The sequence below is a fragment of the Acuticoccus sp. MNP-M23 genome (assembly GCF_031195445.1).
GTDB lineage: Bacteria > Pseudomonadota > Alphaproteobacteria > Rhizobiales > Amorphaceae > Acuticoccus.
On record NZ_CP133480.1, the window covers coordinates 1,658,011 to 1,679,544 of the forward strand.

21 protein-coding genes and 1 riboswitch are annotated in these 21,534 nt (G+C 68.0%); of the genes, 14 read left to right on the forward strand and 7 right to left on the reverse strand.

The window, feature by feature from the left end; genetic code table 11:
- Positions 1-23: 23 nt before the first annotated feature.
- From leuS to RDV64_RS07860, 5 genes are all read left to right on the forward strand, one after another.
- A complete protein-coding gene (gene leuS / locus RDV64_RS07840) occupies positions 24-2,837 on the forward strand; it encodes a leucine--tRNA ligase (protein WP_309198719.1) in 2,814 nt (937 codons plus the stop codon).
- Positions 2,824-3,345, forward strand: coding sequence for an LPS assembly lipoprotein LptE (gene lptE / locus RDV64_RS07845; protein WP_309198720.1), 522 nt, complete (start codon positions 2,824-2,826; stop codon positions 3,343-3,345). The genes leuS and lptE overlap by 14 nt, the downstream gene beginning before the upstream one ends.
- Complete coding sequence (gene holA, locus RDV64_RS07850; RefSeq protein ID WP_309198721.1) at positions 3,342-4,364, forward strand: DNA polymerase III subunit delta; 1,023 nt, start codon at positions 3,342-3,344, stop codon at positions 4,362-4,364. Before lptE ends, holA begins: the two co-directional genes overlap by 4 nt.
- 114 nt (positions 4,365-4,478) lie before the next feature.
- Positions 4,479-5,528 (forward strand): bifunctional DNA-binding transcriptional regulator/O6-methylguanine-DNA methyltransferase Ada, encoded by a 1,050-nt coding sequence (ada, locus tag RDV64_RS07855; RefSeq protein ID WP_309198722.1) that lies wholly within the window; start codon positions 4,479-4,481, stop codon positions 5,526-5,528.
- Positions 5,518-6,210, forward strand: coding sequence for a 2OG-Fe(II) oxygenase (locus tag RDV64_RS07860; RefSeq protein WP_309198723.1), 693 nt, complete (start codon positions 5,518-5,520; stop codon positions 6,208-6,210). The genes ada and RDV64_RS07860 overlap by 11 nt, the downstream gene beginning before the upstream one ends.
- Here RDV64_RS07860 and RDV64_RS07865 read toward each other — a convergent pair whose 3' ends face one another.
- The 3 genes from RDV64_RS07865 to RDV64_RS07875 form a co-directional block, all read right to left on the reverse strand.
- Positions 6,211-6,630: a hypothetical protein gene (locus tag RDV64_RS07865; protein WP_309198724.1), complete on the reverse strand. Its 420-nt coding sequence runs from the start codon at positions 6,628-6,630 to the stop codon at positions 6,211-6,213.
- Between the two features lie 149 nt (positions 6,631-6,779).
- Positions 6,780-7,463 carry a 50S ribosomal protein L11 methyltransferase gene (locus tag RDV64_RS07870; RefSeq protein WP_309198725.1) on the reverse strand — a complete coding sequence of 228 codons (684 nt, stop codon included), beginning with the start codon at positions 7,461-7,463 and terminating at the stop codon, positions 6,780-6,782.
- The gene (locus RDV64_RS07875) at positions 7,424-7,843 is read right to left on the reverse strand and encodes an EVE domain-containing protein (protein ID WP_309198726.1); all 420 of its coding nucleotides are present in this window, start codon (positions 7,841-7,843) and stop codon (positions 7,424-7,426) included. Before RDV64_RS07875 ends, RDV64_RS07870 begins: the two co-directional genes overlap by 40 nt.
- A 273-nt stretch (positions 7,844-8,116) precedes the next feature.
- On the opposite strand from RDV64_RS07875, the gene RDV64_RS07880 reads away from it, so the two are divergent.
- From RDV64_RS07880 to RDV64_RS07900, 5 genes are all read left to right on the forward strand, one after another.
- The gene (locus RDV64_RS07880; RefSeq protein ID WP_309199455.1) at positions 8,117-8,455 is read left to right on the forward strand and encodes a P-II family nitrogen regulator; all 339 of its coding nucleotides are present in this window, start codon (positions 8,117-8,119) and stop codon (positions 8,453-8,455) included.
- A 250-nt stretch (positions 8,456-8,705) separates the two neighbouring features.
- Positions 8,706-10,031, forward strand: a complete 1,326-nt coding sequence (locus RDV64_RS07885; protein WP_375143816.1) for an ammonium transporter — start codon at positions 8,706-8,708, stop codon at positions 10,029-10,031.
- 394 nt (positions 10,032-10,425) lie between these two features.
- On the forward strand, positions 10,426-11,307 hold the full coding sequence (locus tag RDV64_RS07890; RefSeq protein WP_309198728.1) for a WecB/TagA/CpsF family glycosyltransferase: 882 nt from the start codon (positions 10,426-10,428) through the stop codon (positions 11,305-11,307).
- Between the two features lie 127 nt (positions 11,308-11,434).
- A complete protein-coding gene (locus RDV64_RS07895) occupies positions 11,435-11,632 on the forward strand; it encodes a CsbD family protein (RefSeq protein ID WP_309198729.1) in 198 nt (65 codons plus the stop codon).
- A 63-nt stretch (positions 11,633-11,695) separates the two neighbouring features.
- The gene (locus tag RDV64_RS07900; protein WP_309198730.1) at positions 11,696-12,001 is read left to right on the forward strand and encodes a hypothetical protein; all 306 of its coding nucleotides are present in this window, start codon (positions 11,696-11,698) and stop codon (positions 11,999-12,001) included.
- A gap of 69 nt (positions 12,002-12,070) precedes the next feature.
- On the opposite strand, the gene RDV64_RS07905 is transcribed toward RDV64_RS07900, so the two are convergent.
- The 4 genes from RDV64_RS07905 to pdxA all read right to left on the reverse strand — a co-directional run bounded on the left by RDV64_RS07905 (position 12,071) and on the right by pdxA (position 15,532).
- Positions 12,071-12,367, reverse strand: coding sequence for a DUF1244 domain-containing protein (locus RDV64_RS07905; protein ID WP_309198731.1), 297 nt, complete (start codon positions 12,365-12,367; stop codon positions 12,071-12,073).
- A gap of 72 nt (positions 12,368-12,439) precedes the next feature.
- The gene (locus tag RDV64_RS07910; protein ID WP_309198732.1) at positions 12,440-13,675 is read right to left on the reverse strand and encodes a glycerophosphodiester phosphodiesterase family protein; all 1,236 of its coding nucleotides are present in this window, start codon (positions 13,673-13,675) and stop codon (positions 12,440-12,442) included.
- Between the two features lie 118 nt (positions 13,676-13,793).
- Entirely contained in the window at positions 13,794-14,540 is a 747-nt protein-coding gene (locus RDV64_RS07915) for a pyridoxine 5'-phosphate synthase (protein WP_309198733.1), read from the reverse strand.
- Entirely contained in the window at positions 14,537-15,532 is a 996-nt protein-coding gene (gene pdxA / locus RDV64_RS07920; RefSeq protein ID WP_309198734.1) for a 4-hydroxythreonine-4-phosphate dehydrogenase PdxA, read from the reverse strand. Before pdxA ends, RDV64_RS07915 begins: the two co-directional genes overlap by 4 nt.
- Before the next feature lie 170 nt (positions 15,533-15,702).
- A riboswitch (cobalamin riboswitch) is annotated at positions 15,703-15,851 on the forward strand.
- Between the two features lie 59 nt (positions 15,852-15,910).
- On the opposite strand from pdxA, the gene RDV64_RS07925 reads away from it, so the two are divergent.
- The 4 genes from RDV64_RS07925 to RDV64_RS07940 are packed head-to-tail and all read left to right on the forward strand — an operon-like array spanning position 15,911 to position 21,530.
- Positions 15,911-16,372, forward strand: a complete 462-nt coding sequence (locus tag RDV64_RS07925; protein WP_309198735.1) for a DUF1636 family protein — start codon at positions 15,911-15,913, stop codon at positions 16,370-16,372.
- Positions 16,369-17,448, forward strand: coding sequence for a cobalamin biosynthesis protein CobW (cobW, locus tag RDV64_RS07930; protein WP_309198736.1), 1,080 nt, complete (start codon positions 16,369-16,371; stop codon positions 17,446-17,448). The genes RDV64_RS07925 and cobW overlap by 4 nt, the downstream gene beginning before the upstream one ends.
- Before the next feature lie 15 nt (positions 17,449-17,463).
- Positions 17,464-20,841 carry a cobaltochelatase subunit CobN gene (gene cobN / locus RDV64_RS07935; protein ID WP_309198737.1) on the forward strand — a complete coding sequence of 1,126 codons (3,378 nt, stop codon included), beginning with the start codon at positions 17,464-17,466 and terminating at the stop codon, positions 20,839-20,841.
- A complete protein-coding gene (locus RDV64_RS07940; protein WP_309198738.1) occupies positions 20,838-21,530 on the forward strand; it encodes a precorrin-8X methylmutase in 693 nt (230 codons plus the stop codon). The genes cobN and RDV64_RS07940 overlap by 4 nt, the downstream gene beginning before the upstream one ends.
- Positions 21,531-21,534: the final 4 nt, after the last annotated feature.

Below are 21,534 nucleotides of genomic sequence, written 5' to 3' on the forward strand. Positions count from 1 at the left end.
GCATCAAGAATCCGGTCCGAAACATGAGTACGTTTGAGCGTTACAACGCGCCCGCAACCGAAGCCAAGTGGCGCAGCGCTTGGGACGACGCGAACCTATATCGCACAGACAACGCCGACAGCCGCCCGAAATACTACGTGCTGGAGATGTTCCCGTACCCGTCGGGCCGCATCCACATGGGCCATGTGCGCAATTATACCATGGGCGATGTGGTCGCGCGCTACCGCCGCGCCAGGGGCTTCAACGTGCTGCACCCCATGGGGTGGGACGCGTTCGGCATGCCGGCGGAAAATGCCGCGATGCAGAACAAGGTCCACCCGGCCGAGTGGACCTACGCCAACATTGCCGCAATGCGCGCGCAGCTGAAGTCCATGGGCCTCTCGCTCGACTGGAGCCGCGAGTTCGCCACGTGCGACGTCGCCTACTACCACCAGCAGCAGCGCCTGTTTAATGCCTTCCTCGATGCGGGCCTCGTCACCCGCAAGACCGCGCGCGTCAACTGGGACCCAGTGGACATGACGGTGCTGGCCAACGAGCAGGTGATCGACGGGCGCGGCTGGCGCTCCGGCGCGCTGGTGGAGCAGCGCGAACTGTCGCAGTGGTTCTTCAAGATCACCGACTTTGCCGAGGACCTTCTGGAGTCACTGGACGGGCTGGAACGGTGGCCGGACAAGGTGCGCTTGATGCAGCGCAACTGGATCGGCCGCTCCGAAGGCTTGCGCCTGCGCTTTGCGTTCACGGCGCCCTCGCCGGACGATCAGACCACGCTGGAGGTGTTCACCACCCGGCCGGACACCATTTTCGGCGCCTCGTTCATGGCCATTTCGCCCGGCCACCCGCTGGCGGCGGCGATTGCGCAGAACAGCCCCGAAGCGGCAGCCTTCATTGCCGAGTGCCAGCGTATGGGCACGTCCGCCGCCGACATCGAGCGTGCGGAGAAAAAGGGCTACCTCACCGGGATGCGGGTGGCTCACCCGTTCGACGAGACGGTGACGCTGCCGGTCTACATCGCAAACTTCGTGCTGATGGACTACGGCACGGGCGCCATCTTTGGCTGTCCCGCGCACGACCAGCGCGACCTCGACTTTGCCCGCAAGTACGAGCTGCCGGTCCGGCCGGTGGTTCGTCCGCGCGATGCCGGTGTCGATTTCGCCGTCGGCAAGGAGGCGTATACCGGCGACGGCGTGATCTTCAATTCGGAGTTTCTGAACGGGCTTTCCATTCCGGACGCGAAGGCCGAAGTGGCCGATCAGATGGAAGCCCACCAGCTGGATGGCGCGCCGCAGGGCACGCGCAAGGTGAACTACCGCCTGCGCGACTGGGGCATTTCGCGCCAGCGCTACTGGGGCTGCCCCATTCCGGTGGTCCACTGCGAGGCATGCGGCATCGTTCCCGTGCCAGACGACCAGCTCCCGGTAAAACTGCCGGACGACGTGACGTTCGACGTGCCGGGCAACCCGCTCGACCGTCATCCTACATGGTCGAAGGTGGACTGTCCGTCCTGCGGTGCCGCTGCCCGGCGCGAAACCGACACCATGGACACGTTCGTGGACTCGTCCTGGTATTTCGCCCGCTTTGCCGCGCCCGATGCCGATGCCCCCATCGACAAGGATGCGATGGAGCACTGGGTACCGGTGGACCAGTACATCGGCGGCATCGAGCATGCGATCCTGCACCTTCTTTATTCGCGCTTCTTCATGCGTGCGGTGGACAAGGCCGGGTTCGGCTCGCGGCCCGAGCCGTTTGCGGGCCTCTTCACGCAAGGGATGGTGACGCACGAAACCTTCGGCGGTGTCTTGCGCGAATGGTTGCCGCCGGAAGATGTCCGGCCCGCCACGCCGGAGGAAGCCGAGCGGCTGAAGGCGCGCTACGCCATGCAGGTCGAGGCGGCGCGCCGGCTGGACGGTGACCCCGCGATTGATGGCGATGCGATGATCCACTGGCTGAACGATGCGCCAGAGGCCACCCGCGCCGCCTATGCTGCCGTCTTTGCCGAAAATGGCGCGACGCCGTTGTTCGAAAGGCCCGTATGGTTCTCGCCCAACCATCCGCTTCGGGCGCAGGACGCCGGCAAGTGGCTGGTCGACATGACCAAGGACGCACTCACGCCAGCGTTCAGCTACGGCGTCGAGAAGATGTCGAAGTCGAAGAAGAACGTGGTCGATCCGGACCAGATCATCGCCAACTATGGCGCCGACACCGCCCGCTGGTTCATGCTGTCCGATACCCCGCCGGAGCGCGATATCGAGTGGACCGACGCGGGTGTCGACGCGGCGCACCGCTACGTTCAGCGCGTCTGGCGGCTGATCCACGAGGCGCAGGAGCGGTTTGGCAAGTCCGCCAGCGGTGATGGCGCGGCGCTGACCAAGGCGACCCACGCAGCCATTCGCGACATTGGCGCGGACATCGAGGGTCTTGGCTTCAACCGGGCCGTGGCACGGCTTTATGCGTGGACCAACGCGCTGCAGGCCGCGATCTCCGAGGACAAGACGCCCGGCGCCGTCTACCGCGACAGCATCGACCGGATGATCCGCTGCCTTGCGCCGATGATGCCGCATCTGGCCGAAGAATGCTGGACGCTGCTTGGCAACGAGGGTTTTGCCGCCGCTGCGCCCTGGCCCGAATTCGACCCCTCGCTCCTGGTGGAAGACCGGGTTACGCTGCCGGTGCAGGTGAACGGCAAGAAGCGCGGAGAGGTGACGGTGGCGATGGATGCAGCCAACGACGACATCGAGAAGGCCGCGCTCGCGCTGGAGGAGGTTCAGAAGCATCTGGACGGCCGCGCGCCGCGCAAGGTCATCATCGTGCCGAAACGGATCGTCAATGTGGTCGCGTAGGGGATTTCTGATCGCAGCGGTGGCGCTTGGCGTTGCCGGGTGCAACGTGCGTCCGCTCTATTATGCGGGCGGCGCGGGTGGCGCGCTGTCGCCGGTGCCCGATCTGAAGGCCATTGTCATCGATCCACCGGGCAACCGGGTGGGCCAGGAGATCCGCAACGAGCTGATGTTCCTGTTCGGCGGCGATGGCGGCGGACCGGACCAGGAGCTTTACCGCCTCCGGATCATCGAGGATGCGGCCACCGATCCGCTGGCCATCGAGCTGGAGGAAGACCTGCCCGCCGCCGTTCTTCTGACGCTCAACAGCACGTTCATCCTGTCCGAGATCGCGACCGGCAAGACGCTGCTGACCGGCTCGTCGAACGCCACCGCATCCTACGACTTTTCGTCCCAGCGCTTTTCCAACGTGCGGGCCGAACGCGATGCGGGCACGCGGGCGGCCAAGATCATGGCGCAGAATATCGGCGCACGGATTGCCGCCTACTTCGCGGCCAAGCGGGGCGCGTGAGCACGCTGCGCGCGTCCGAGGTCGGCCGGCGGCTGACCTCGATCGACGCACTGGCGCCGGTGATTGTCGTGTTCGGGCCCGATCGCGGGCTGGTCACCGAAACAGCCGCCAGCATCGCAAAATTGTTCGACGCTTCATCGGACCCGTTTGCCGTGGTCCGGCTCGATGCGTCCGCCATCACCGGCGAGGCGGGCCGTCTTTCCGATGAAGCGCGCACGGTGTCGATGTTCGGGGATAAACGGCTGGTCTGGGTGCGCGATGCGGGCGGCAAGAATCTTGCCCCGGCCGTCGCGCCGCTGCTTGCCGATCCCCCGACCGACGCCGTGGTCCTGATCGAAGCCGGCGACCTCAGGAAAGGCGTCGGCCTGCGCAAGGACGCCGAGGCGGCAAAGGCGGCGCTGGCGATCTATTGCCCGGCCGACAGTGTGCGCGACCTGGAGCGGATGGTGGACGAGGAAGCGGCCTCGCTCGGCCTTCAGGTGGATGCGGAGGCCCGCGCCGCGCTGATCGAGCGGCTCGGTGCGGATCGTGGCGCCTCGCGCAGCGAAGTTGCCAAGGTGTGCCTTCATGCCGCCAGCGGCGACCGGCTGACGCTGGCCGACGTGGATGCCGTGGTGGGGGACGTGTCGGTCACCGAAATGAGCGAGGTGGTGGATGCTGCGCTGCTCGGCCAGCGGGACCGGCTAGCGGTGCTCCTGCCCCGCGTTCTCAAGCAGGACAGCCATGCGGTGACATTGCTGATGAACGCGCAGTGGGCGCTGCAGGGTTTTGAAATTGCGGCAGCGGCCGTGGCTGCGGGCACTGCGCCCGGCCGCGCGGTGGAAGGGATCCGCCCGCCGCTTTATGGCCCGCGCAAGTCTTCTGGTGCACGCATTCTCGACCGGTGGACCCCGGCGCGGCTGCGCACCGTTTCGGCTGCGGTGGCGGCGGCGGTATTTGCCACGCGCACCCGGCCCGCGCTGTCGATTCCGGTGGCGCAGGATGTGATGCTGCGGATCGTCTGTCAGGACGGGCGCTGACCGGCCGCCCGAATTCGGGCGCAAGAATCGGGTGTCGCGACATTATTGCCGTGCGGCACAACACTCTCCAGAACGCCGGAGGGACGGACCATGGTTGCAGGAACGAGAGCCGGGATGGCTGTGTCTGATGCCGCATGGCGGGCGATTGAAGCCCGCGACGGCGCTGCTGATGGCGCGTTCGTCTACGCCGTGGTCACCACAGGGGTCTATTGTCGGCCCAGCTGCCCTTCGCGGCAGGCGCTGCGGCGCAACGTGTTCGAATTCCGGCTGCCGCGGGAGGCGGTGGCGGCGGGCTACCGCCCGTGCAAGCGCTGCAAGCCGGGCGAAATGTCCAAGGCCCAGCGCGACGCTCTTGCGGTGGAGGCCGTCTGCCGTACCATCGAGGCGGCGGATCGGACGCCGCCCCTTGCCGAACTTGCGGCAAGCGCCGGCCTCAGCCAGCACCACTTTCACCGCATCTTCAAGGCGCACACCGGCGTGACGCCGAAAGCCTACGGCGCAGCCCACCGGGCACGGCGCGTGGTGACGGCGTTGGCCGAGGGCGGCGCTGTCACCGATGCCGCCTTCCGCGCGGGCTTTGAAAGCCTGTCGCGCTTTTACGACCTTGTGGCCACCCGTTTCGGCGTGGCGCCGGCAGCAATGGCAGCGGGCGGCCGCGGCGAGGTGATTGTGCTTGCAAGCGGGCCCAGTGCGGTTGGTGTCGTGACTGCGGCATTCTCGCGCGTCGGCATTGCCGGCATCGTGCTGTGTGACACCGCCGCCGAAGGGCGTGCGGACATCGAGGCCCGGTTCCGGCATGCCATTGTGGTGGACGGCGGCGCGGATTTTGAAAAATTCATGGTTGGGGTTCTGGCCGCGGTTGCCGAGCCGCGGCTTGCGGCGGAACTGCCGCTCGACATTCGCGGGACAGCATTCGAGGAGCGGGTGTGGTCGGCGCTCCGCCGCATTCCGGTGGGAACCACGGCAAGCTATGCGGAGATTGCGCGGGCCATCGGCGCCCCCACAGCGCACCGGGCGGTGGCGCGGGCCTGCGGGGCCAACGGAATTGCCGTCGCAATTCCCTGCCACCGCGTGGTGCGGGCCGACGGATCGCTGGCCGGGTACCGCTGGGGCGTGCCGAAAAAGGCCGCGCTGATTGAGGCGGAGCGCGGCCATGCAGCCTGAGATCGATGCGCTGGACTGGCCCCGGATTGACGCCGAGCTTGACGAATACGGCGTGGCGCGGACCGGCCCGCTGTTGACGCCCGCAGTCTGCCGCGCGCTGGCCGCCTCCTACGAGACCGCCGCATTCCGCAGCCGCGTGGTGATGGCGCGGCATGGCTTCGGCTCGGGCGAGTACAAATATTTCGACAATCCGCTGCCTGACGCGGTCGCATCATTGCGGGCGGCGGTGTACCCCCACGCCGCGCGCACGGCAAACCGCTGGGCCGGACGGCTCGGCACCGCGCCCGTGCCAGAAACGCTTGCCGGCATGCGGGAGCGCTGCCACGACGCGGGACAGACGAAGCCGACCCCCCTCCTCCTCAAATATCAGGCGGGCGATTATAATTGCCTCCATCAGGACCTTTATGGTGCGGTGTCGTTTCCGCTCCAGCTTGTGGTTCTGCTGACCGATCCGGCGACGTTCGATGGCGGCGAGCTGGTGCTGACCGAGCAGCGGCCGCGGATGCAATCGCGTGCGGAGGTGGTGCCGCTCGGCTTTGGCGAAGGCGCGCTGTTTGCCACCGCGGAGCGCCCCCGGCGCGGGGCCAGAGGCGACCACCGGGTGCGGATGCGCCATGGCGTGAGCCGCCTTCGCAGCGGCGAGCGGATGACGCTGGGCGTCATCTTTCACGACGCGGCGTGATCAGCCGGCTTGAGCGCCGGTATCGATCCACGTTTCGTGGACATGCTGCCAGAGGGCACCGTTGGGCGCCGTTTCGTCGGCGGTGAACAGGGCGGTGGACCGCCGGGCCGTCCGCGTCGTGCCGCTGCTCTGGTGTTCCACGTAGGTGATGAGGGCGGCGGTGTCGTTCGCCCACAGCGCCTCGGGATCCGCAATGGTGATGGTGAAGTCCGCCGGCCGCGCGGCGCGCCCGCCTTCGAGGACCTCCAGCAACGCGGCGTGGTGAGTTGCCGTCCCGTCCGGTCCGAACGCCACCATGGTGGGCGCGAACGAGGCCGTGATTGCGGTCATCACCGCGGGGTCCGTCCCGTCGGTGAACCAGGTCACGAAGGCGTCGTGGCGGTCGATCACTTCACGGATCGCGCGTTCGGCAAGGCTCATGCGGACGTCACCGCGGGCTGCCGGCGGTTTCTGGTGGATTTGGCGCGCATCACATGCTCCGGTTGGCGGCAAAGCGTAGCCCGCGGTCCGGCCACCGGCAATCGTTGCGCGAACCGCCCTGCCCGCCCCGGCGCTGCCGGCGGTCTTCCTCAAGCCCCGTCGGCGAGGCGCCAGACCGTGGTGCGCTTGATGTCGGCATCCTCCAGCGCGCGGGGTGTGGGCACGTTGTAGGTGGCAACCGGGCTGAGAACCTCCTTGGGGAGGTAGGAGCGGCTGGGGTCGCCCACCAGCACGGCGGCACCGGCGCGCTGGGCCCGGCGCAGGTAGGCCAGGGTGCGGGTCGCCAGCGGCTTTTCGTAAAAGAGGTCGCCCACCAGCACGAGATCCGCGTCGGCGGTGTCGTCCAGAAGGTCGCCGCTTTCGATGGCGATGGCATAGCCGTTGGCTTCGGCGTTGACGGCAATGGCGGCGAGCGCGAAATCGTCAATCTCGTTGGCGGCCACACGGGCCGCCCCGGCCATGGCCGCGGCAATGGCGACAAGGCCGCTGCCGGAACCGATGTCGAGCACGGTGCGGCCGGCGACGAGGCTCGGCGTGTCCAGTATGTGGCGGGCGAGCGCCTGGCCGCCGGCCCACGCAAACGCCCAGTACGGTGGCGGCAGGCCGATCCGCGCCAGCTCGTCTTCCGTCTTGTGCCAGAGGGGCAGCGCATCGTCCGCGAGGTGGAGCTTGATCTCGGGGACCAGCGAGGGCGCCTGAAGCACCGTGTTTTCGAGAACGAATGCGGCCGGGGTCACGCCTTGGTCTGGGCGAGTTTGAGCACTTCGGCCCATTCGGCATCGGTGACCGGCTGCACCGAAAGGCGCGAATTGTTGACGAGGACCATCTCGCCGAGTGCTTCGGTCTCCTTCGCCATGTCCAGCGAGACAGGCGATGTCAGGGGTTTGATCGCGCGAATGTTGACGCATTCCCATTTGCCGCTGTCATCGGTGCTGTCGGGGTGTGCGGTTGCCACCACTTCCACAATGCCGACGATCTGCTTTTCATTGACCGAATGATAGAAAAATCCGCGCTCGCCCTTTTTCATCTGCCGCATCATATTGCGCGCCTGATAATTGCGCACACCGTCCCACTCGGTTCCGGACTTGCCGGCGGCGACCTGATCGTCCCAGCTCCATGTGTTCGGTTCTGATTTGAACAGCCAATGCGCCATTTTATTTCCTCAAGGTCGTGTACGCCCGCAATCCCTTCTATGCGCAGCGATTGGCGGCGCATAGCATGAGGTTGGCCTGCGGATGCACACCGCTGTGCAGAGCTGCGTTCGATATCGCCTAAAAACTATGCATTTGCTTAACCCGTAGGCTGTTGCGGTGTATATCTAACGGGCAAAACCGGCCCACAGGGTTGGCACAGCTCTTGTAATCAACTGACCAGCCGACCGCTGTCGGGCCTCCGAACGCCCGGTGGGGAGACGAAGGGAATGCGCATGAAAATTGTGATGGCAATCATCAAGCCGTTTAAGCTCGACGAGGTCCGGGACGCTTTGTCCGCTGCGGGCGTCTCAGGCCTGACGGTGAGTGAAGTGAAGGGTTATGGCCGCCAGAAGGGCCATACGGAGGTGTACCGCGGCACCGAATACGCGGTCAGCTTTCTTCCGAAGCTAAAGATCGAACTCGCCGTGTCGGACGAAGCTGTCCCGCGCGTCGTCGAGGCAATCCAGCAAAGCGCTCAGACCGGACAGATCGGCGACGGCAAGATCTTTGTCTACACGCTTGATTCGGTGGTCCGCGTACGGACCGGCGAAATCGACGCCGAAGCTCTTTGAAACCCCACCCTCGTTAGCGGACAACCCAATGAAGTTTAAACTCTTGAATATTCTAGCGGGGGCCGGCCTGGCGCTCGCGATGACGGTGGCGGCCCCAGCCTGGGCGCAGACCGATACGACAACGCCGCCCGCTGCCTCGGTTGAGACGCAGACCGAACAAGCGGGCGATGCCATCGAGAACGCCGCCGAAGAAACCGGCGACGCTGTCCAGGCAGCCGGGGCCGCAACGGCCGACGCTGCATCCGACGCCATGTCGGCCATTTCGGCGCGCCTCGATGCGCTGGAAGCCTCCGCAACGGATACCGACTCCGAGCCGGGTCCGTCCGACGCACCGACGGACCCCAATCCGTTCGTGTTCAACACGCTGCTGTTCCTGATGGGCGGCTTCCTGGTGATGTTCATGGCAGCTGGCTTTGCCATGCTGGAAGCCGGTCTCGTCCGGTCCAAGAACGCAGCCATGCAGTGCCTCAAGAACATCGCGCTGTACTCGATCGCAGGCATCATGTTCTGGCTGCTCGGCTACAACCTGATGTACGAGAACGTGAACGTTGCCGACAACATCGCGCAGCTTTCGGGTTATCTCGGCACCTTCTCCATGAAGGAAATCCCCGCACCGTCCGCGGATTCGGGTGATTATGCCGCTGCATCCGACTGGTTCTTCCAGATGGTGTTCTGCGCCACCACGGCCTCGATCGTTTCGGGCACCGTGGCCGAGCGTATGCGCCTGTGGCCGTTCCTGATCTTCGTCGTCTTCCTGACCGGCATCCTCTACCCGATCACCGGTTCCTGGGAGTGGGGCGCAGGCTGGCTCGACCAGATGGGCTTCTCCGACTTCGCCGGCTCCACGCTGGTGCACTCGGTCGGTGGCTGGGCAGCGCTTGCCGGTGCCATCGTTGTCGGCGCCCGCGCTGGCAAGTTCGGCTCCAACGGCGTGATCCACCCGATGCCGGGTTCGTCCATCCCGCTTGCCACGCTGGGTACGTTCATCCTGTGGCTCGGCTGGTTCGGCTTCAACGGCGGCTCGCAGCTCGCGCTCGGGACCATCGAAGATGCCTCCGCGGTGGCGAAGATCTTCGTCAACACCAACACCGCAGCGGCTTCCGGCGTGGTGGTCTGCATCATCCTGACGCAGCTCCTCTACCGTAAGGTCGACGTCACGATGGCGCTCAACGGCGCGCTGGCCGGTCTCGTGTCCATCACGGCCGAGCCGCTCACCCCCACCATGGCGCAGGCTGCCATGATCGGTGGTATCGGCGGCGTGCTGGTGGTGGTGTTCGTGCCGCTGCTCGACAAGCTCCGCATCGACGATGTCGTCGGCGCCATCCCGGTCCACCTCGTGGCCGGCATCTGGGGCACGATGATCGTGCCGCTGACCAACACCGACGCCAGCTACTACGTGCAGTTCGTCGGCGTTGCGGCCATCGGTGGCCTGGCGTTCTTCTCCAGCCTCGTGGTGTGGCTCATCCTGGCGGGTGTGACCGGGCTCCGGGCAACGCCGGAAGAAGAGGCCGCGGGTCTCGACCAGTCGGAAGTGGGCGTGCTTGCCTACCCCGAATTCGGCACCGGCCGCATGTAATCGGCCCTCGGAAGCAGCGGTCCGCCACGCCGGCGGATCGCTTTTCCGGAAAAAACTTCAAAAGCCCGGGCTCGCGCCCGGGCTTTTTTGCGTTGATGGTTCAGTGTTGTGATTGAAGGGTCCTTCCGAAAGCATGTCGCTTTCGGCGCGGGCCACAGCAGGCGGAGCGAAAACCAAGATGGACAACCCCTTGCTGCGGCGTGCTTTCGTCGGCTTTCTGTTGGCGCGCGGCATCCACCGAACCCTGTATGGCGGCAAAGCCGCGCCGCCGGCCCGCGCGACGCCAACCCCACAGCCAAGGCCGCCGGCGCATGCCCCCGTCGCGCAACCTGCGCCGCCAGTGCCTGAGGCGCCCGCGCCCGCAGTGGCACCAGCCATGGCGATGGCGGACGACATGCCGCCTGTCCCAACACAGCGCCTGTTCGGCGTATCGGTCAGCGGGCTGGACATGGCGGCGACCGTGGAGCGGATCATCCACTGGTCCGGCAGAAGGCCCGCACGCAACGTCGTGACCACCAACCTCGACCATGTGATGAAGCTGCGCACGGACCCGCGCTTCCGCCGCGTCTACGAGGAAGCCGACCTGGTGACGGCCGACGGGATGCCCTTCGTGTGGATGTCGGAGCACGAGGGAACGCCCCTGCCGGGACGCGTCACCGGGTCGGACATGATCGGGCCGGTGATGCAGGCGGCGGCTGCGGCGGGACGCCGGGTGTTCCTGTTCGGCTCGACCATGGAGCGGCTGCACACCGCCGCCAAGCGGCTGAAGGCCGACAACCCCCGCCTTGAGTTCGCGGGCGCTTACGCGCCGCCGTTCGGCTTCGACCGCGACCCGGACATTCAGGCAGAGCTGACGCAGATGATCCGCACCGTGCGGCCGGACATCATTCTGGTGGCGCTGGGTGCGCCCAAGCAGGAGATGTGGTCGGCCAGAATGGCGGACAACGTGCGCCACGGCGTGTTTCTCAACATCGGCGGCGGGCTCGATTTCCTGTCCGGCGAGATCCGCCGCGCGCCTGCGTTCATGCAGAAGATGGGGCTTGAGTGGTTGTGGCGCGCCTCCACCGAACCGTTCAGGCTGGGTGGCCGCTATCTCGGCATCCTGGTCCGGCTGCCCGGCCTTTACCGGATGCACAAGCGCGATCGCGCGCGCTTCCGCATCCGCGAGCAGCGGCGGATGATGGCGCTTGAGGCAGCACGGCCCTACAGCGCAGTGCGCACGGCGACCCGCGAGGCTGAGCGGGAGCGGGCGCTGAGAGCGCGGGCCGGCTTCTGACGCGGCCCGTGCCCGCCAATGCGTTCGACAGCGGCGGCAATGCGCAATGAAATGACGGCCGGGTGTGCAACTCTTTCGCCTGCGGCGACGTTCACCGAGCAATCCATGTCACCAAGGAGTCGGACACATGAATTGGGATCAGGTCGAAGGCAACTGGAAGCAGTTTACCGGACAGGCTCAGAGCAAATGGGGCAAGCTCACGGACGATGAGGTTGCCCAGGCTGAGGGTGACCGCGAGCGCCTCGAAGGCCTCATTCAGGAGCGCTACGGCGACTCCAAGGAAGAGGTGCGCAGGCAGGTCGACGAATGGCTCGACAACCTCTGAGTTGGCAATACGCCTAACCATTGGTTTAATGCCTCATCCGCGGCAACAACGGTGAGGCGACCGATGGTTGGACGTAACGAGAATGGCCAGGGCGCGGGCGAATCCGCCCCCTGGCACCGGCACGAGGGCACCGAGATATTCAATGCCGGGCAGCCCTTGGGGCGAAAGCGCGGTGCCGTGGAGCTGGCAGACCGGCCACTGACCCGGCTGGCCCCCACACCGCTGAAACGCCGTGGCCGCTGTGCCAATGGCGTGCCGCGCTACTACCCCAAATCCTCAGAACCCGGCCCCTGGATGCGCCGCCGCGCCCTGGCCGCGAGTCCGCAGCTGCCACGCAAGCGCGCAAGCCTCACACCCCGCACGCTCTGACAGCCGTCCGCCGGCAGCATGAGCGGCCGCCGGCGTGCCGGGCGGAGGGCGCGGAATGCGCCCAAACCCTCAGTGCTGCGGTGGATTTGCCGTAAAGGTGGCCTTTTGCGCGTCGGTCGCCTCGGTCTGGTAGCGGTCGCGCCATTCTGAGTACGGCATCCCGTAGACGATCTCGCGCGCCTCTTCCTTGCCCATGTCCATGCCTTTTTCCGCGGCGGCCTCGCCGTACCAGCGGCTGAGGCAGTTGCGGCAGAATCCGGTGAGATTCATCATGTCGATGTTCTGCACGTCGGTCCGTTCGCGCAGATGCTGGACGAGGCGGCGGAAGGCGGCGGCTTCGAGTTCGGTGCGTTCGGCGTCGGTCATCGGAGCACTCCTGTTACCGCCGCAAAACTATGGCGTGGCGGCCCCTTGGGGAAGGGGCCGCCGTGGTCCGCACTACTTGCCGAAGCAGTTGGCGTAGTAGGTGACGGTGGCGGGCCAGTCGGAGAAGATGCCTTCGACACCCACGTCCTGCGCCAGAACATCGACGACCTTCAGGTAATCGGAATCGTCGTCGATGGCGTCGGCGATGGACTTGTAGTACCAGCCGCCGCCGCTCTCCAGCGGGCCGGAGCGCTCCAGCGACCATGCGATCAGCTTGAGGCCGGCGGCCTTGGCTTCCTTGGCGTAGGCGGAGGGCACGATCTCGCCGCTGTCATCGAGGGTGAGCATCATCCAGATGGGCGGGGCGATGTAGTTGACGCCCATGTCCGCCAGTTCCTGCATGGTCGGCTTGAAGGTGGCGGGGTCGTTGGGGTCGATCTCGCCCTCGTCGTCGTCGAACGCTTCATAGCGGTCGTCGAGGTAGACGGCCTGCGCGCCGAATTCCGGCTCGTTCTCGATCCAGTACTTGACGTCGTCGAGGTTGAACGACTGGGCCCACACGTCGGACGCGGGAACGCCGGCGGCCTTGTACTCGTCGATCAGCTTCTGGGCGTAATCCGCCTGCGTGAACCCGTCATAGGGCATGTCGACCGAGGCGGACTTCAGCTCCGGCGTGAACTTGGCACCGAACGACTTGAACAGCTCGATGGATTCCGCGTGCGTCAGGAGCGTCGTGTCGTCCACGTAAAGGTCGGTGCGGAAATCGGCGGTGCCGCCGAGATAGTCTTCGGCGGTGGTCGCGGTCTTGTCGGCAGCGTCCATCTTGGGCGCCAGCGTCTTGAACTCGGCGAGCGTCAGGTCGGACGTGCGGCACTCGGCGGCAGCGGGGGTGTCGCCTTCGGCCGGGGTGAACGGCGTCGTGCACTTTGCACCTAGGTCGGTGGCGACGATGTTGGTGGTGGTGTGGAGGTCGTTCTGCGCGTGACGGCAGACGAGCTCCTTGTCGGCCGTGAAGGTGACGTCGCACTCAAGGATGCCGGCGCCCATGCGGGCAGCGGCCACGTTTGATTCCACCGTGTGCTCGGGGAACATCAGCGGTGCGCCGCGGTGTCCGATGGAAAAGGTGGTGCGAGAGGGCGTCTGGCCCGCGCAGGAGAGAAGCTTCTCCTTGAGGTCGCCGTCTTCCATCGTGTCGATGAGGAAGGCCGGGCGGAAGCCGTAGCTCATCGCGTCAGCTTTGGGGAGTTCGGCGGCGAGTGCCGGGGCGGCGGCGGTCGCGAGAAGGGCAGTCAGCAATAGGGAACGCATGCGGTCCTCCGGTGAAGCGGTTTCCGGGCGGAGCGTTCGCCGTTCTGTGTGACGAGAGCGCTACGCCTTTGTGAACCCTACATGTCAATCCGCCGAAAAATCGACCGCCGCGTCCTTCTCAGGCAAATGCGGCCTGACGCGCCTGAATTATAAGCCGTTTCATTTCGGCGACGGCCGGGCCGAAGCCGATCATCACCCCCTCGCCCACCAGAAAATGGCCGATGTTGAATTCCAGGATCTGCGGGATCGCGGCGACGGGCGCGATGGTGTCGAACGTCAGCCCATGGCCGGCATGGCATTCGATGCCGAGTTCTTCCGCGACGCGGGCAGCCTCCGTGAGGCGCTTCAGCTCACGCGCCCGCTCCTCGCCCGTGGCCTCGCAGAACCGGCCGGTGTGCAGCTCGATCACCGGCGCTTTGACACGGGCGGCCATTTCCACCTGCGCCACATCCGGGTCGATGAAGAGCGAGACGCGGATCCCGGCGTCGGCAAGGCGGGCCACATAGTCCGGCAGGACGTTGCCGGCGGCAATGGCGTCGAGCCCGCCCTCGGTGGTGATCTCGGCGCGGTTCTCAGGCACCAGGCAGCAGGCGTGGGGGGAGATCTCGCGGGCGAGCGTCAGCATCTCCTCGGTGACCGCCATCTCGAAATTGAGCTTCAGCGGCACTTCGGCGCGCAGGCGGCTCATGTCCTCGTCGCGGATGTGGCGGCGGTCTTCGCGCAGGTGCGCGGTGATGCCGTCGGCGCCGTGTTCCATTGCGATCAGCGCGCCCCGCACCGGGTCCGGATTGTCGCCGCCGCGTGCGTTGCGGATGGTGGCGATGTGGTCGATGTTGACGCCGAGACGGGGGCTTTGCGGGGTCATTGTGTCTTTCCGAAGCGGCGCGCGGCGTGGTCCGCGGCGAGGTTGATGGCAGCAATCAGGCTGTCCGGCCGGGCGATGGCCTTGCCGGCGATGTCGAGCGCGGTGCCGTGGTCGGGCGAGGTGCGCACGAACGGCAGGCCGAGGGTGACGTTGACGCCCTCGTCGAACGCCAGCGTCTTGATCGGGATCAGCGCCTGATCGTGATACATGCACAGCGCGGCGTCGTAGGTGGCGCGGGCGCGGGCGTGGAACAGCGTGTCGGCTGACAGGGGTCCGAATGCGGCAATGCCGTCGGCCTGCAAGGTGGCGACGGCGGGGGCGATGATGTCGCGGTCCTCGGTGCCCATCTTGCCGTCTTCACCGGCGTGGGGGTTGAGGCCCGCCACCGCAATGCGCGGGCTCCCGATGCCGAAATCCTGCCGCAGCGCTCTAGCGACGATGCGGCCGGTCTCGATGATCTCGTCCGCCGTGAGGGCAGCGGGCACGGCCTTCAGCGCAATGTGGATGGTGACGGGAACGACGCGGAGGTCCGGCCCGGCAAGCATCATCACGGTGCGCGGGACGCCGCCCAGCTCAGCCAGAAATTCGGTGTGGCCGGGATGGCGGAAGCCGGCGTCGATCAGCACGGCCTTGTGGATCGGGTTGGTCACGACCGCGCCGGCCGCCCCCGACATGGCGAGCGAAACGGCGGTGCGGATGGATTCCAGCACGGCCGGCGCGGTGCCGCCCGACGGCGTGCCGAGCGCCAGCGGCACGGGTTCGGACAGCGGCAGGACGGGGAGCGCGCGGGCAAAGACCTCGGCGGCCTCGGCGGGACCGTTCACGGCCTCGACCGGCACGTTCAGCCCCAGCGTGGTGGCGAGCGCCCGGACCCGCGCCGGGTCGTCGATCAGAACGAAGGGCGGCAGGCGCCGGGTGGCCCAGGCGGCGAGGGTGATTTCGCCGCCGATGCCGGCGGGTTCGCCCATGGTGATGGCAAGTGGTGCGCTCATGGCGTTGCTTTCGCGCGAGGAAAGGGCGCTGGCAAGCCCGATTGCGGAATGACGGGCATGTCTGCCGCGCGGCCCGGCGCCGCGGTCCAGCTTGACACCCACGGGGCCATGACAGCAGATGGCCTCTGCCAACGGTGCCGGGGCGCGACGTGTTTGCGTGCGTGCCGGAGAAGGGAACGGGGTGCGGGCTTTCGCTCAACTCCCCGGCTGTGCCCGCAACTGTGAGCGGCGAGCTGACCGCCAACTGCCACTGATCCGCGCCCCCGGGCCGGAGCGGGAAGGCGGCGGACCAGCGTTCGAGCCGCGAGCCAGGAAACCTGCCGGAAGGCGCGCGAAACCAACCAACCTCCAGCGGGGACACTGGAGACGGAGGGAAGAATGACGTCATCAACGATGACGGCGACCGCCCCGTCCGCCACCATGGCGACGACGGACGCGGCGCCGCAGGACGAGCCGCATGGCGCGCCCTCACCCGTAACGCTGCTGGTCTGCACAAGCTGCCGCAATGCCGACGGCGCGGACAGCGACCCGCGCCCCGGTCAGCGCCTGCTTGCGGGCGTGGAGGCCGCCAACGACGGCGCCGCCACCGTGATCGGCCACGAGTGCCTCGGCAACTGCAAGCGCCGCCTGTCTGCCGCCTTTGTGGCGGAAGACGGCTGGACCTACGTTTTCGGCGACCTGGCCGAGGACAATGCCGCCGACCTGATCGAGGGCGCACGGCTTCTGGCCGAAGCGCGTGGCGGCGTGATGCCCTGGCGCGGCCGCCCGCAATGCCTGAAATCCGGTATGGTCTCCCGCGTCCCACCGCTCCCTTCAGCCACCGGAAAGGCCGTATCATGAGCCTCGACACACCCGCCCCGGCGGTTCCCACTGGCGTTCTGGCCGGTGCGCGGGCGCGCGTGCCCTGCACGGTCGTCACCGGCTTCCTCGGCTCGGGCAAGACGACGATCCTGCGCCACATCCTCGAAAATGCGGGCGGACGGCGGTTCGCGGTCATCGTCAACGAATTCGGCGACGTCGGCATAGACGGCGAAGTTCTGCGCGGCTGCGGGATCGACACCTGCCCGGAGGAGAACGTCGTCGAGCTGGCCAACGGCTGCATCTGCTGCACCGTGGCGGACGATTTCCAGCCTGCGCTGGACGCGATCCTGTCGCGCGAGCCGATGGTGGAGCACATCCTCATCGAGACGTCCGGCCTCGCACTCCCCAAGCCGCTGGTGCAGGCGTTCAACTGGCCCGCCATCCGCGCGCGGGTGACGGTGGACGGCGTGATCACGGTTGCCGACGCCGATGCGCTGGCCCGCGGCCTCGTCGCGCACGATCCCGCTGCGCTCGACGCCCAGCGCGCCGCCGATGAGACGCTCGACCATGACGACCCCATCGAGGAGGTGTTCGACGACCAGATCGCCTGCGCCGACCTCGTGATCCTGTCGAAGACCGACCTCGTCGACACTGCGGGCCTTGCCGCCGCGAAAGAGCGGCTCGGCGCGCATCTGGGCGCTTCGGTGAAGGTGGTGCCGTCCGAGAACGGGGCGATCAGCCCGGACATTCTCCTCGGCCTCGGCGCCGCGACGGAGGATGTGATCGAGAGCCGCTACAGCCACCACGACGGCGCGGACGACCACGAGCACGACGACTTCGACACCTTCATCGTCACGCTCCCCGCGGTGGAGAGCGCCGAGACGCTTGTCGCCCGCGTCGAGGCGGCGGGTGCACTGCCGGACGTTCTGCGCATCAAGGGCTTCGCCGAAGTGTCTGGCAAGCGGATGCGCCTTCTGGTGCAGGGGGTTGGCGCGCGCGTCACCTCCCACTTCGACCGGGCGTGGAGCGCGGATGAAACCCGTGCCACACGCCTCGTGGTGATCGGCCTCCACGACATCGACCGCGCCGCGGTCGAACGCGTCCTCCTGGGCTGATCGGGGCCGGGCCGGGTGCATATCGCCAACATCACCGCGGCCTCGCTGGACGGGGCGCTGGAGCCTGTCGACCTGGGGCAGGCCCCGGCGGACCTTGCCGTCCTGTCCTTCTCCGATTCCGACCTTGCCGGACTTGCAGCGGCCCATACACGGGCGGACGGCGGCCCGGAAATGCGGCTCGCCGCGCTGCGCCACCTCAAACACCCGATGTCGGTGGACCTGTGGACCGAGAACACCGCGTCGGGCGCCAGGGCAATCCTCGTGCGGGTTCTGGGCGGCTACAACTGGTGGTCTTATGGTGCGGAGCGGCTGTCCGCGATGGCCCGCAAGAAAGGCATCGCGCTGGCGCTTCTCCCCGGCGAATGCAGCGAGCGGGACGATGAGCTGGCGCGCCTCTCCACCGTGCCCGCCGAGGAAATAGAGGCCCTGCTCGGCTTTTTCCGCGAGGGCGGGCCGGACAACATGGACGGCCTCGTCGCCCGCCTTTCCCGCCTTGCCGGGCACGATGCGCCACAGCGCGAAGCCGTGCCGGTCCCGCGCATGGGCTGCTATCTGCCGGGCGAGGGCATCGTCGACCTGCCGGACGCTGTGGCCGAAAGGCCCGCCGTGCTGGTGCCGTTCTACCGCTCGCTCCTGCTGGCTGAAGACATCGCGCCCGTTCACGCCCTTGCCGGGGCGCTGGCGGCGCGCGGCATGGCGGCCGTGCCGCTGTTCGTGCCAAGCCTCAAGGGCGACGATGTGGCCGCCTTCCTCGCCCGCGCCGTGGAGGCGGTGAAGCCGGAGGCCATCGTGACCACCACGGCGTTTGCAGCGGCGGGCGGCGGCGACGGCCTGCCGCTGTTCGAGCGGCTGGGCGTGCCGGTGTTCCAGGCCGCACTCGCGACCACCACCCGCAGCGCCTGGGCAGGCTCTGAGCGCGGCCTCACCGCATCCGACATTGCGATGCACGTCGTCCTGCCGGAGCTGGATGGCCGGGTGATGGCCGGCGCCATCTCCTTCAAGGACGACCCGGCCGAGGACGACGCCTCGCCGCTCGGCTGGCGCGCCCAGCGCCACACGCCGGAACCCTCCCGCATCGAAGCCGTGGCGGACCGCGTCGCCGCACTGGTGCGCCTGCGGCAGACGCCAGCCGCCGAACGCCGGCTTCTGGTGGTGATGCCGGACTATCCGGGCGCGGACGGGCGGACGGGCTACGCCGTCGGCCTCGACGTGCCCATGAGCGTCCTTGCCATGCTGCACGACCTTGCCGCAGCGGGCTATGCGGTGGACGGCATCCCCGCCGAACCGCGCGACCTGATGGCGATGCTGCGCACCCCGCGCGAAGTGCTGCCCGGCAGCGCATGGGCTTCGGCCTTCGCAGAGCTGCCCGAGGCGGCACGGGCGAAGGTGGACGCCGCATGGGGCCAGCCGGATGGTGCGCCCCTGATGCTGCGCTGCGCCACCTTCGGCAACATCACCGTTGCGCTGGCACCTGACCGGGGCCGCGCCTCCGACCGCCGGGCGGACTATCACGACCCCGACCTTGCCCCGACGCACGACCTTCTTGCGTTCGGCCATTTTATGCGCGCACCCCGCGAGGCCGGGGGGCTCGAGGCCCATGCGCTGGTGCATGTGGGCGCGCACGGCACTCTGGAGTGGCTGCCCGGCAAGGCGGTGGCATTGGGGCCGGACTGTTTCCCGCAGATCGTCACCGGCACCGTGCCGGTCGTCTACCCCTTCATCGTCTCCAACCCCGGCGAGGCGGCGCAGGCCAAGCGGCGCATTGCCGCCGTCACGCTGGGGCACCTGCCGCCGCCGCTGGTGGGCGCCGGGCTGACCGACGACGAGGAGGCGCTGGAGCGTCTGGTGGACGAATACGCGCAGGCCGATGGCCTCGATCCCGCGCGGCGCGACCGCCTGGAGCGCGTCATTCTGGACGAGGCGGCGCGCACGGGCCTCGACCGTGTGGCGGGCGTCGCCCCCGGCGGCGGACCGGGCGAGGCGCTGAAGGCGATCGACGGCTGGCTCTGCGACATCAAGGATTTCGCGTTGAAGGACGGCCAGCATATCTATGGCCGCGCCGACGTCATGGCCGAGGACGCTGACCCGGCCGAAACCCGTGCCCGGCAGGCGAGCGCCGAGGGCGAGCGCACGGCGCTGCTGGTGGCGCTGGCCGGCAATTTCGTGCCGCCGGGGCCGTCGGGCGCGCCGGCGCGGGGGCGGGCGGACGTCCACCCCACCGGCCGCAACCTCTACACGCTCGACCCGCGCGCGATGCCGACGCCCACCGCCGCAACCGTGGGCCGCGCCTCCGCCGACGAGGTGGTGCGCTACTTCATGCAGGAGCACGGGGACTTTCCGGCACGGCTGGTGGTCGACCTGTGGGGCAGTGCCAGCCTGCGCACCGGCGGCGAGGAAATCGCCCAGGGTCTGGCGCTGATGGGCTGCCGCCCGCGCTGGGACCACGCCAGCGGCCGCGTCACCGGCGTGGAGGTTTTGCCGCCGGCCCTCTTCGGCCGTCCGCGGGTGGATGTGACCTTCCGTGTCTCCGGCCTCTTCCGCGACATGTTCCCCGCGCAGGTGGCGCTGCTGGTGGCCGCTGCCGATGCCGTCGCCGCCCGCGACGAGGAGGAGGGCGACAACCCCCTCGCCGAAGCCATCGCGCGCGGCGAACCGGCCGCCCGTGTCTTTTCCTCCGCGCCCGGCACCTACGGCAGCGGTGCCGAAGCCCTGCTCCAGTCCGGCGACTGGGACAATGCCGACGAGATCGGCGCCGCCTACCTCGCCGCCGCCAGCCACACGCTGGGAGCCGATGGCGATGCCAAGGCTGCCCCCGGCGCCTTCGCAGCACGGGTGGCGGGCGCCGAAGGGCTCGTCCACACCGGCGACGATCCCGCGCGCGACCTCCTCGAAGGTTCGGCGGATGCAGCGTTCATCGGCGGCTTTGCGGCGGCGGTGACGAGCCTTGGCGGCGCGGCGGATCTCGTCTCGCTGGACACCACCGACCCGGCACGGCCGCAGGCGCGCAGCCTGTCGCGGGCTCTGGCGCGGACCGTGCGGGCGCGCGCCATCAACCCACGCTACATCCGCGGCCAGATGCGCCACGGGCCGCGCGGCGCATCCGATCTTGCCGAGACGGTGGACCGGCTGGTCGGCTTTGCCGAAACCACGGGCGCAGTGTCCGGCGAACTGATCGGCCTTCTCCACGAGGCTTATGTCGAGGACCGCGAAGTGCGCGACTTCCTGCTCTACCAGAACCCGGAAGCCGCGCGCGCCATCGCCAAACGCCTCGCCGATGCCCGCCGCCGCGGCCTCTGGCACCCCTTGCGCAACAGCACCGACATGGCGCTCGACATGCTTGCCGAAGCCGCCGGCACCGCGCTCGGCATCACCCGCCGGGAGGCCGCCGAATGACCGCGCTCACCCCCCTTTCGCCGGGTGCGCTTGGTGTGCCGGCCGCATCCGGTGGCGCCAGCCTCGAAGACCACGTGCGCGACGGCACGGAGATCTACCGCCGCTCGTTTGCGATCATCCGCGCTGAGGCCGACCTATCGCGCTTCTCAGACGCGGAGGCGGGGCTCGCCATCCGCATGATCCACGCCTGCGGGCTGGTTGAGGCGGCGGCCACCTTCCACTTCTCGCCGGGCTTTGCCGATGCCGGCCGGGCGGCGCTGGAGGCCGGCGCGCCCATTCTGGCGGATGCGGAGATGGTGGTGCGCGGCATCACCCGCGCCCGCCTGCCGGCGGACAACGCCGTCATCTGTACGCTCAACGACCCTGCGACGCGCGGGCTGGCCGCGGAAATGGGCAACACCCGCTCCGCCGCGGCGCTGGAACTGTGGCGGCCGCATCTGGCCGGTGCGTTGGTTGCCATCGGCAATGCGCCGACGGCCCTCTTCCACCTCATCGCCATGCTGAAGGGCGGGGCGCCGAAGCCTGCGGCCATTCTGGGGATGCCGGTGGGGTTCGTCGGCGCGCTGGAATCCAAAGAGGCGCTGGCGGAGGCCGGGATCGACGTGCCATTTGCCATCGTGCGCGGGCGGCTGGGCGGATCGGCCATCACGGCAGCCTGCGTCAACGCACTGGCGCGGCCGGGGATCTGAATGA

Bases quoted from the DNA above. Each gene is read 5' to 3' on its own strand.
- leuS (WP_309198719.1), top strand. From the start codon at position 24: ATGAGTACGTTTGAGCGTTACAACGCGCCCGCAACCGAAGCCAAGTGG.
- lptE (WP_309198720.1), top strand. From the start codon at position 2,824: ATGTGGTCGCGTAGGGGATTTCTGATCGCAGCGGTGGCGCTTGGCGTT.
- ada (WP_309198722.1), top strand. From the start codon at position 4,479: ATGGCTGTGTCTGATGCCGCATGGCGGGCGATTGAAGCCCGCGACGGC.
- RDV64_RS07860 (WP_309198723.1), top strand. From the start codon at position 5,518: ATGCAGCCTGAGATCGATGCGCTGGACTGGCCCCGGATTGACGCCGAG.
- RDV64_RS07865 (WP_309198724.1), bottom strand. From the start codon at position 6,630: ATGAGCCTTGCCGAACGCGCGATCCGTGAAGTGATCGACCGCCACGAC.
- RDV64_RS07870 (WP_309198725.1), bottom strand. From the start codon at position 7,463: ATGGGCCGAAGTGCTCAAACTCGCCCAGACCAAGGCGTGACCCCGGCC.
- RDV64_RS07875 (WP_309198726.1), bottom strand. From the start codon at position 7,843: ATGGCGCATTGGCTGTTCAAATCAGAACCGAACACATGGAGCTGGGAC.
- RDV64_RS07880 (WP_309199455.1), top strand. From the start codon at position 8,117: ATGAAAATTGTGATGGCAATCATCAAGCCGTTTAAGCTCGACGAGGTC.
- RDV64_RS07885 (WP_375143816.1), top strand. From the start codon at position 8,706: ATGTCGGCCATTTCGGCGCGCCTCGATGCGCTGGAAGCCTCCGCAACG.
- RDV64_RS07890 (WP_309198728.1), top strand. From the start codon at position 10,426: ATGCCGCCTGTCCCAACACAGCGCCTGTTCGGCGTATCGGTCAGCGGG.
- RDV64_RS07895 (WP_309198729.1), top strand. From the start codon at position 11,435: ATGAATTGGGATCAGGTCGAAGGCAACTGGAAGCAGTTTACCGGACAG.
- RDV64_RS07900 (WP_309198730.1), top strand. From the start codon at position 11,696: ATGGTTGGACGTAACGAGAATGGCCAGGGCGCGGGCGAATCCGCCCCC.
- RDV64_RS07905 (WP_309198731.1), bottom strand. From the start codon at position 12,367: ATGACCGACGCCGAACGCACCGAACTCGAAGCCGCCGCCTTCCGCCGC.
- RDV64_RS07910 (WP_309198732.1), bottom strand. From the start codon at position 13,675: ATGCGTTCCCTATTGCTGACTGCCCTTCTCGCGACCGCCGCCGCCCCG.
- RDV64_RS07915 (WP_309198733.1), bottom strand. From the start codon at position 14,540: ATGACCCCGCAAAGCCCCCGTCTCGGCGTCAACATCGACCACATCGCC.
- pdxA (WP_309198734.1), bottom strand. From the start codon at position 15,532: ATGAGCGCACCACTTGCCATCACCATGGGCGAACCCGCCGGCATCGGC.
- RDV64_RS07925 (WP_309198735.1), top strand. From the start codon at position 15,911: ATGACGTCATCAACGATGACGGCGACCGCCCCGTCCGCCACCATGGCG.
- cobW (WP_309198736.1), top strand. From the start codon at position 16,369: ATGAGCCTCGACACACCCGCCCCGGCGGTTCCCACTGGCGTTCTGGCC.
- RDV64_RS07940 (WP_309198738.1), top strand. From the start codon at position 20,838: ATGACCGCGCTCACCCCCCTTTCGCCGGGTGCGCTTGGTGTGCCGGCC.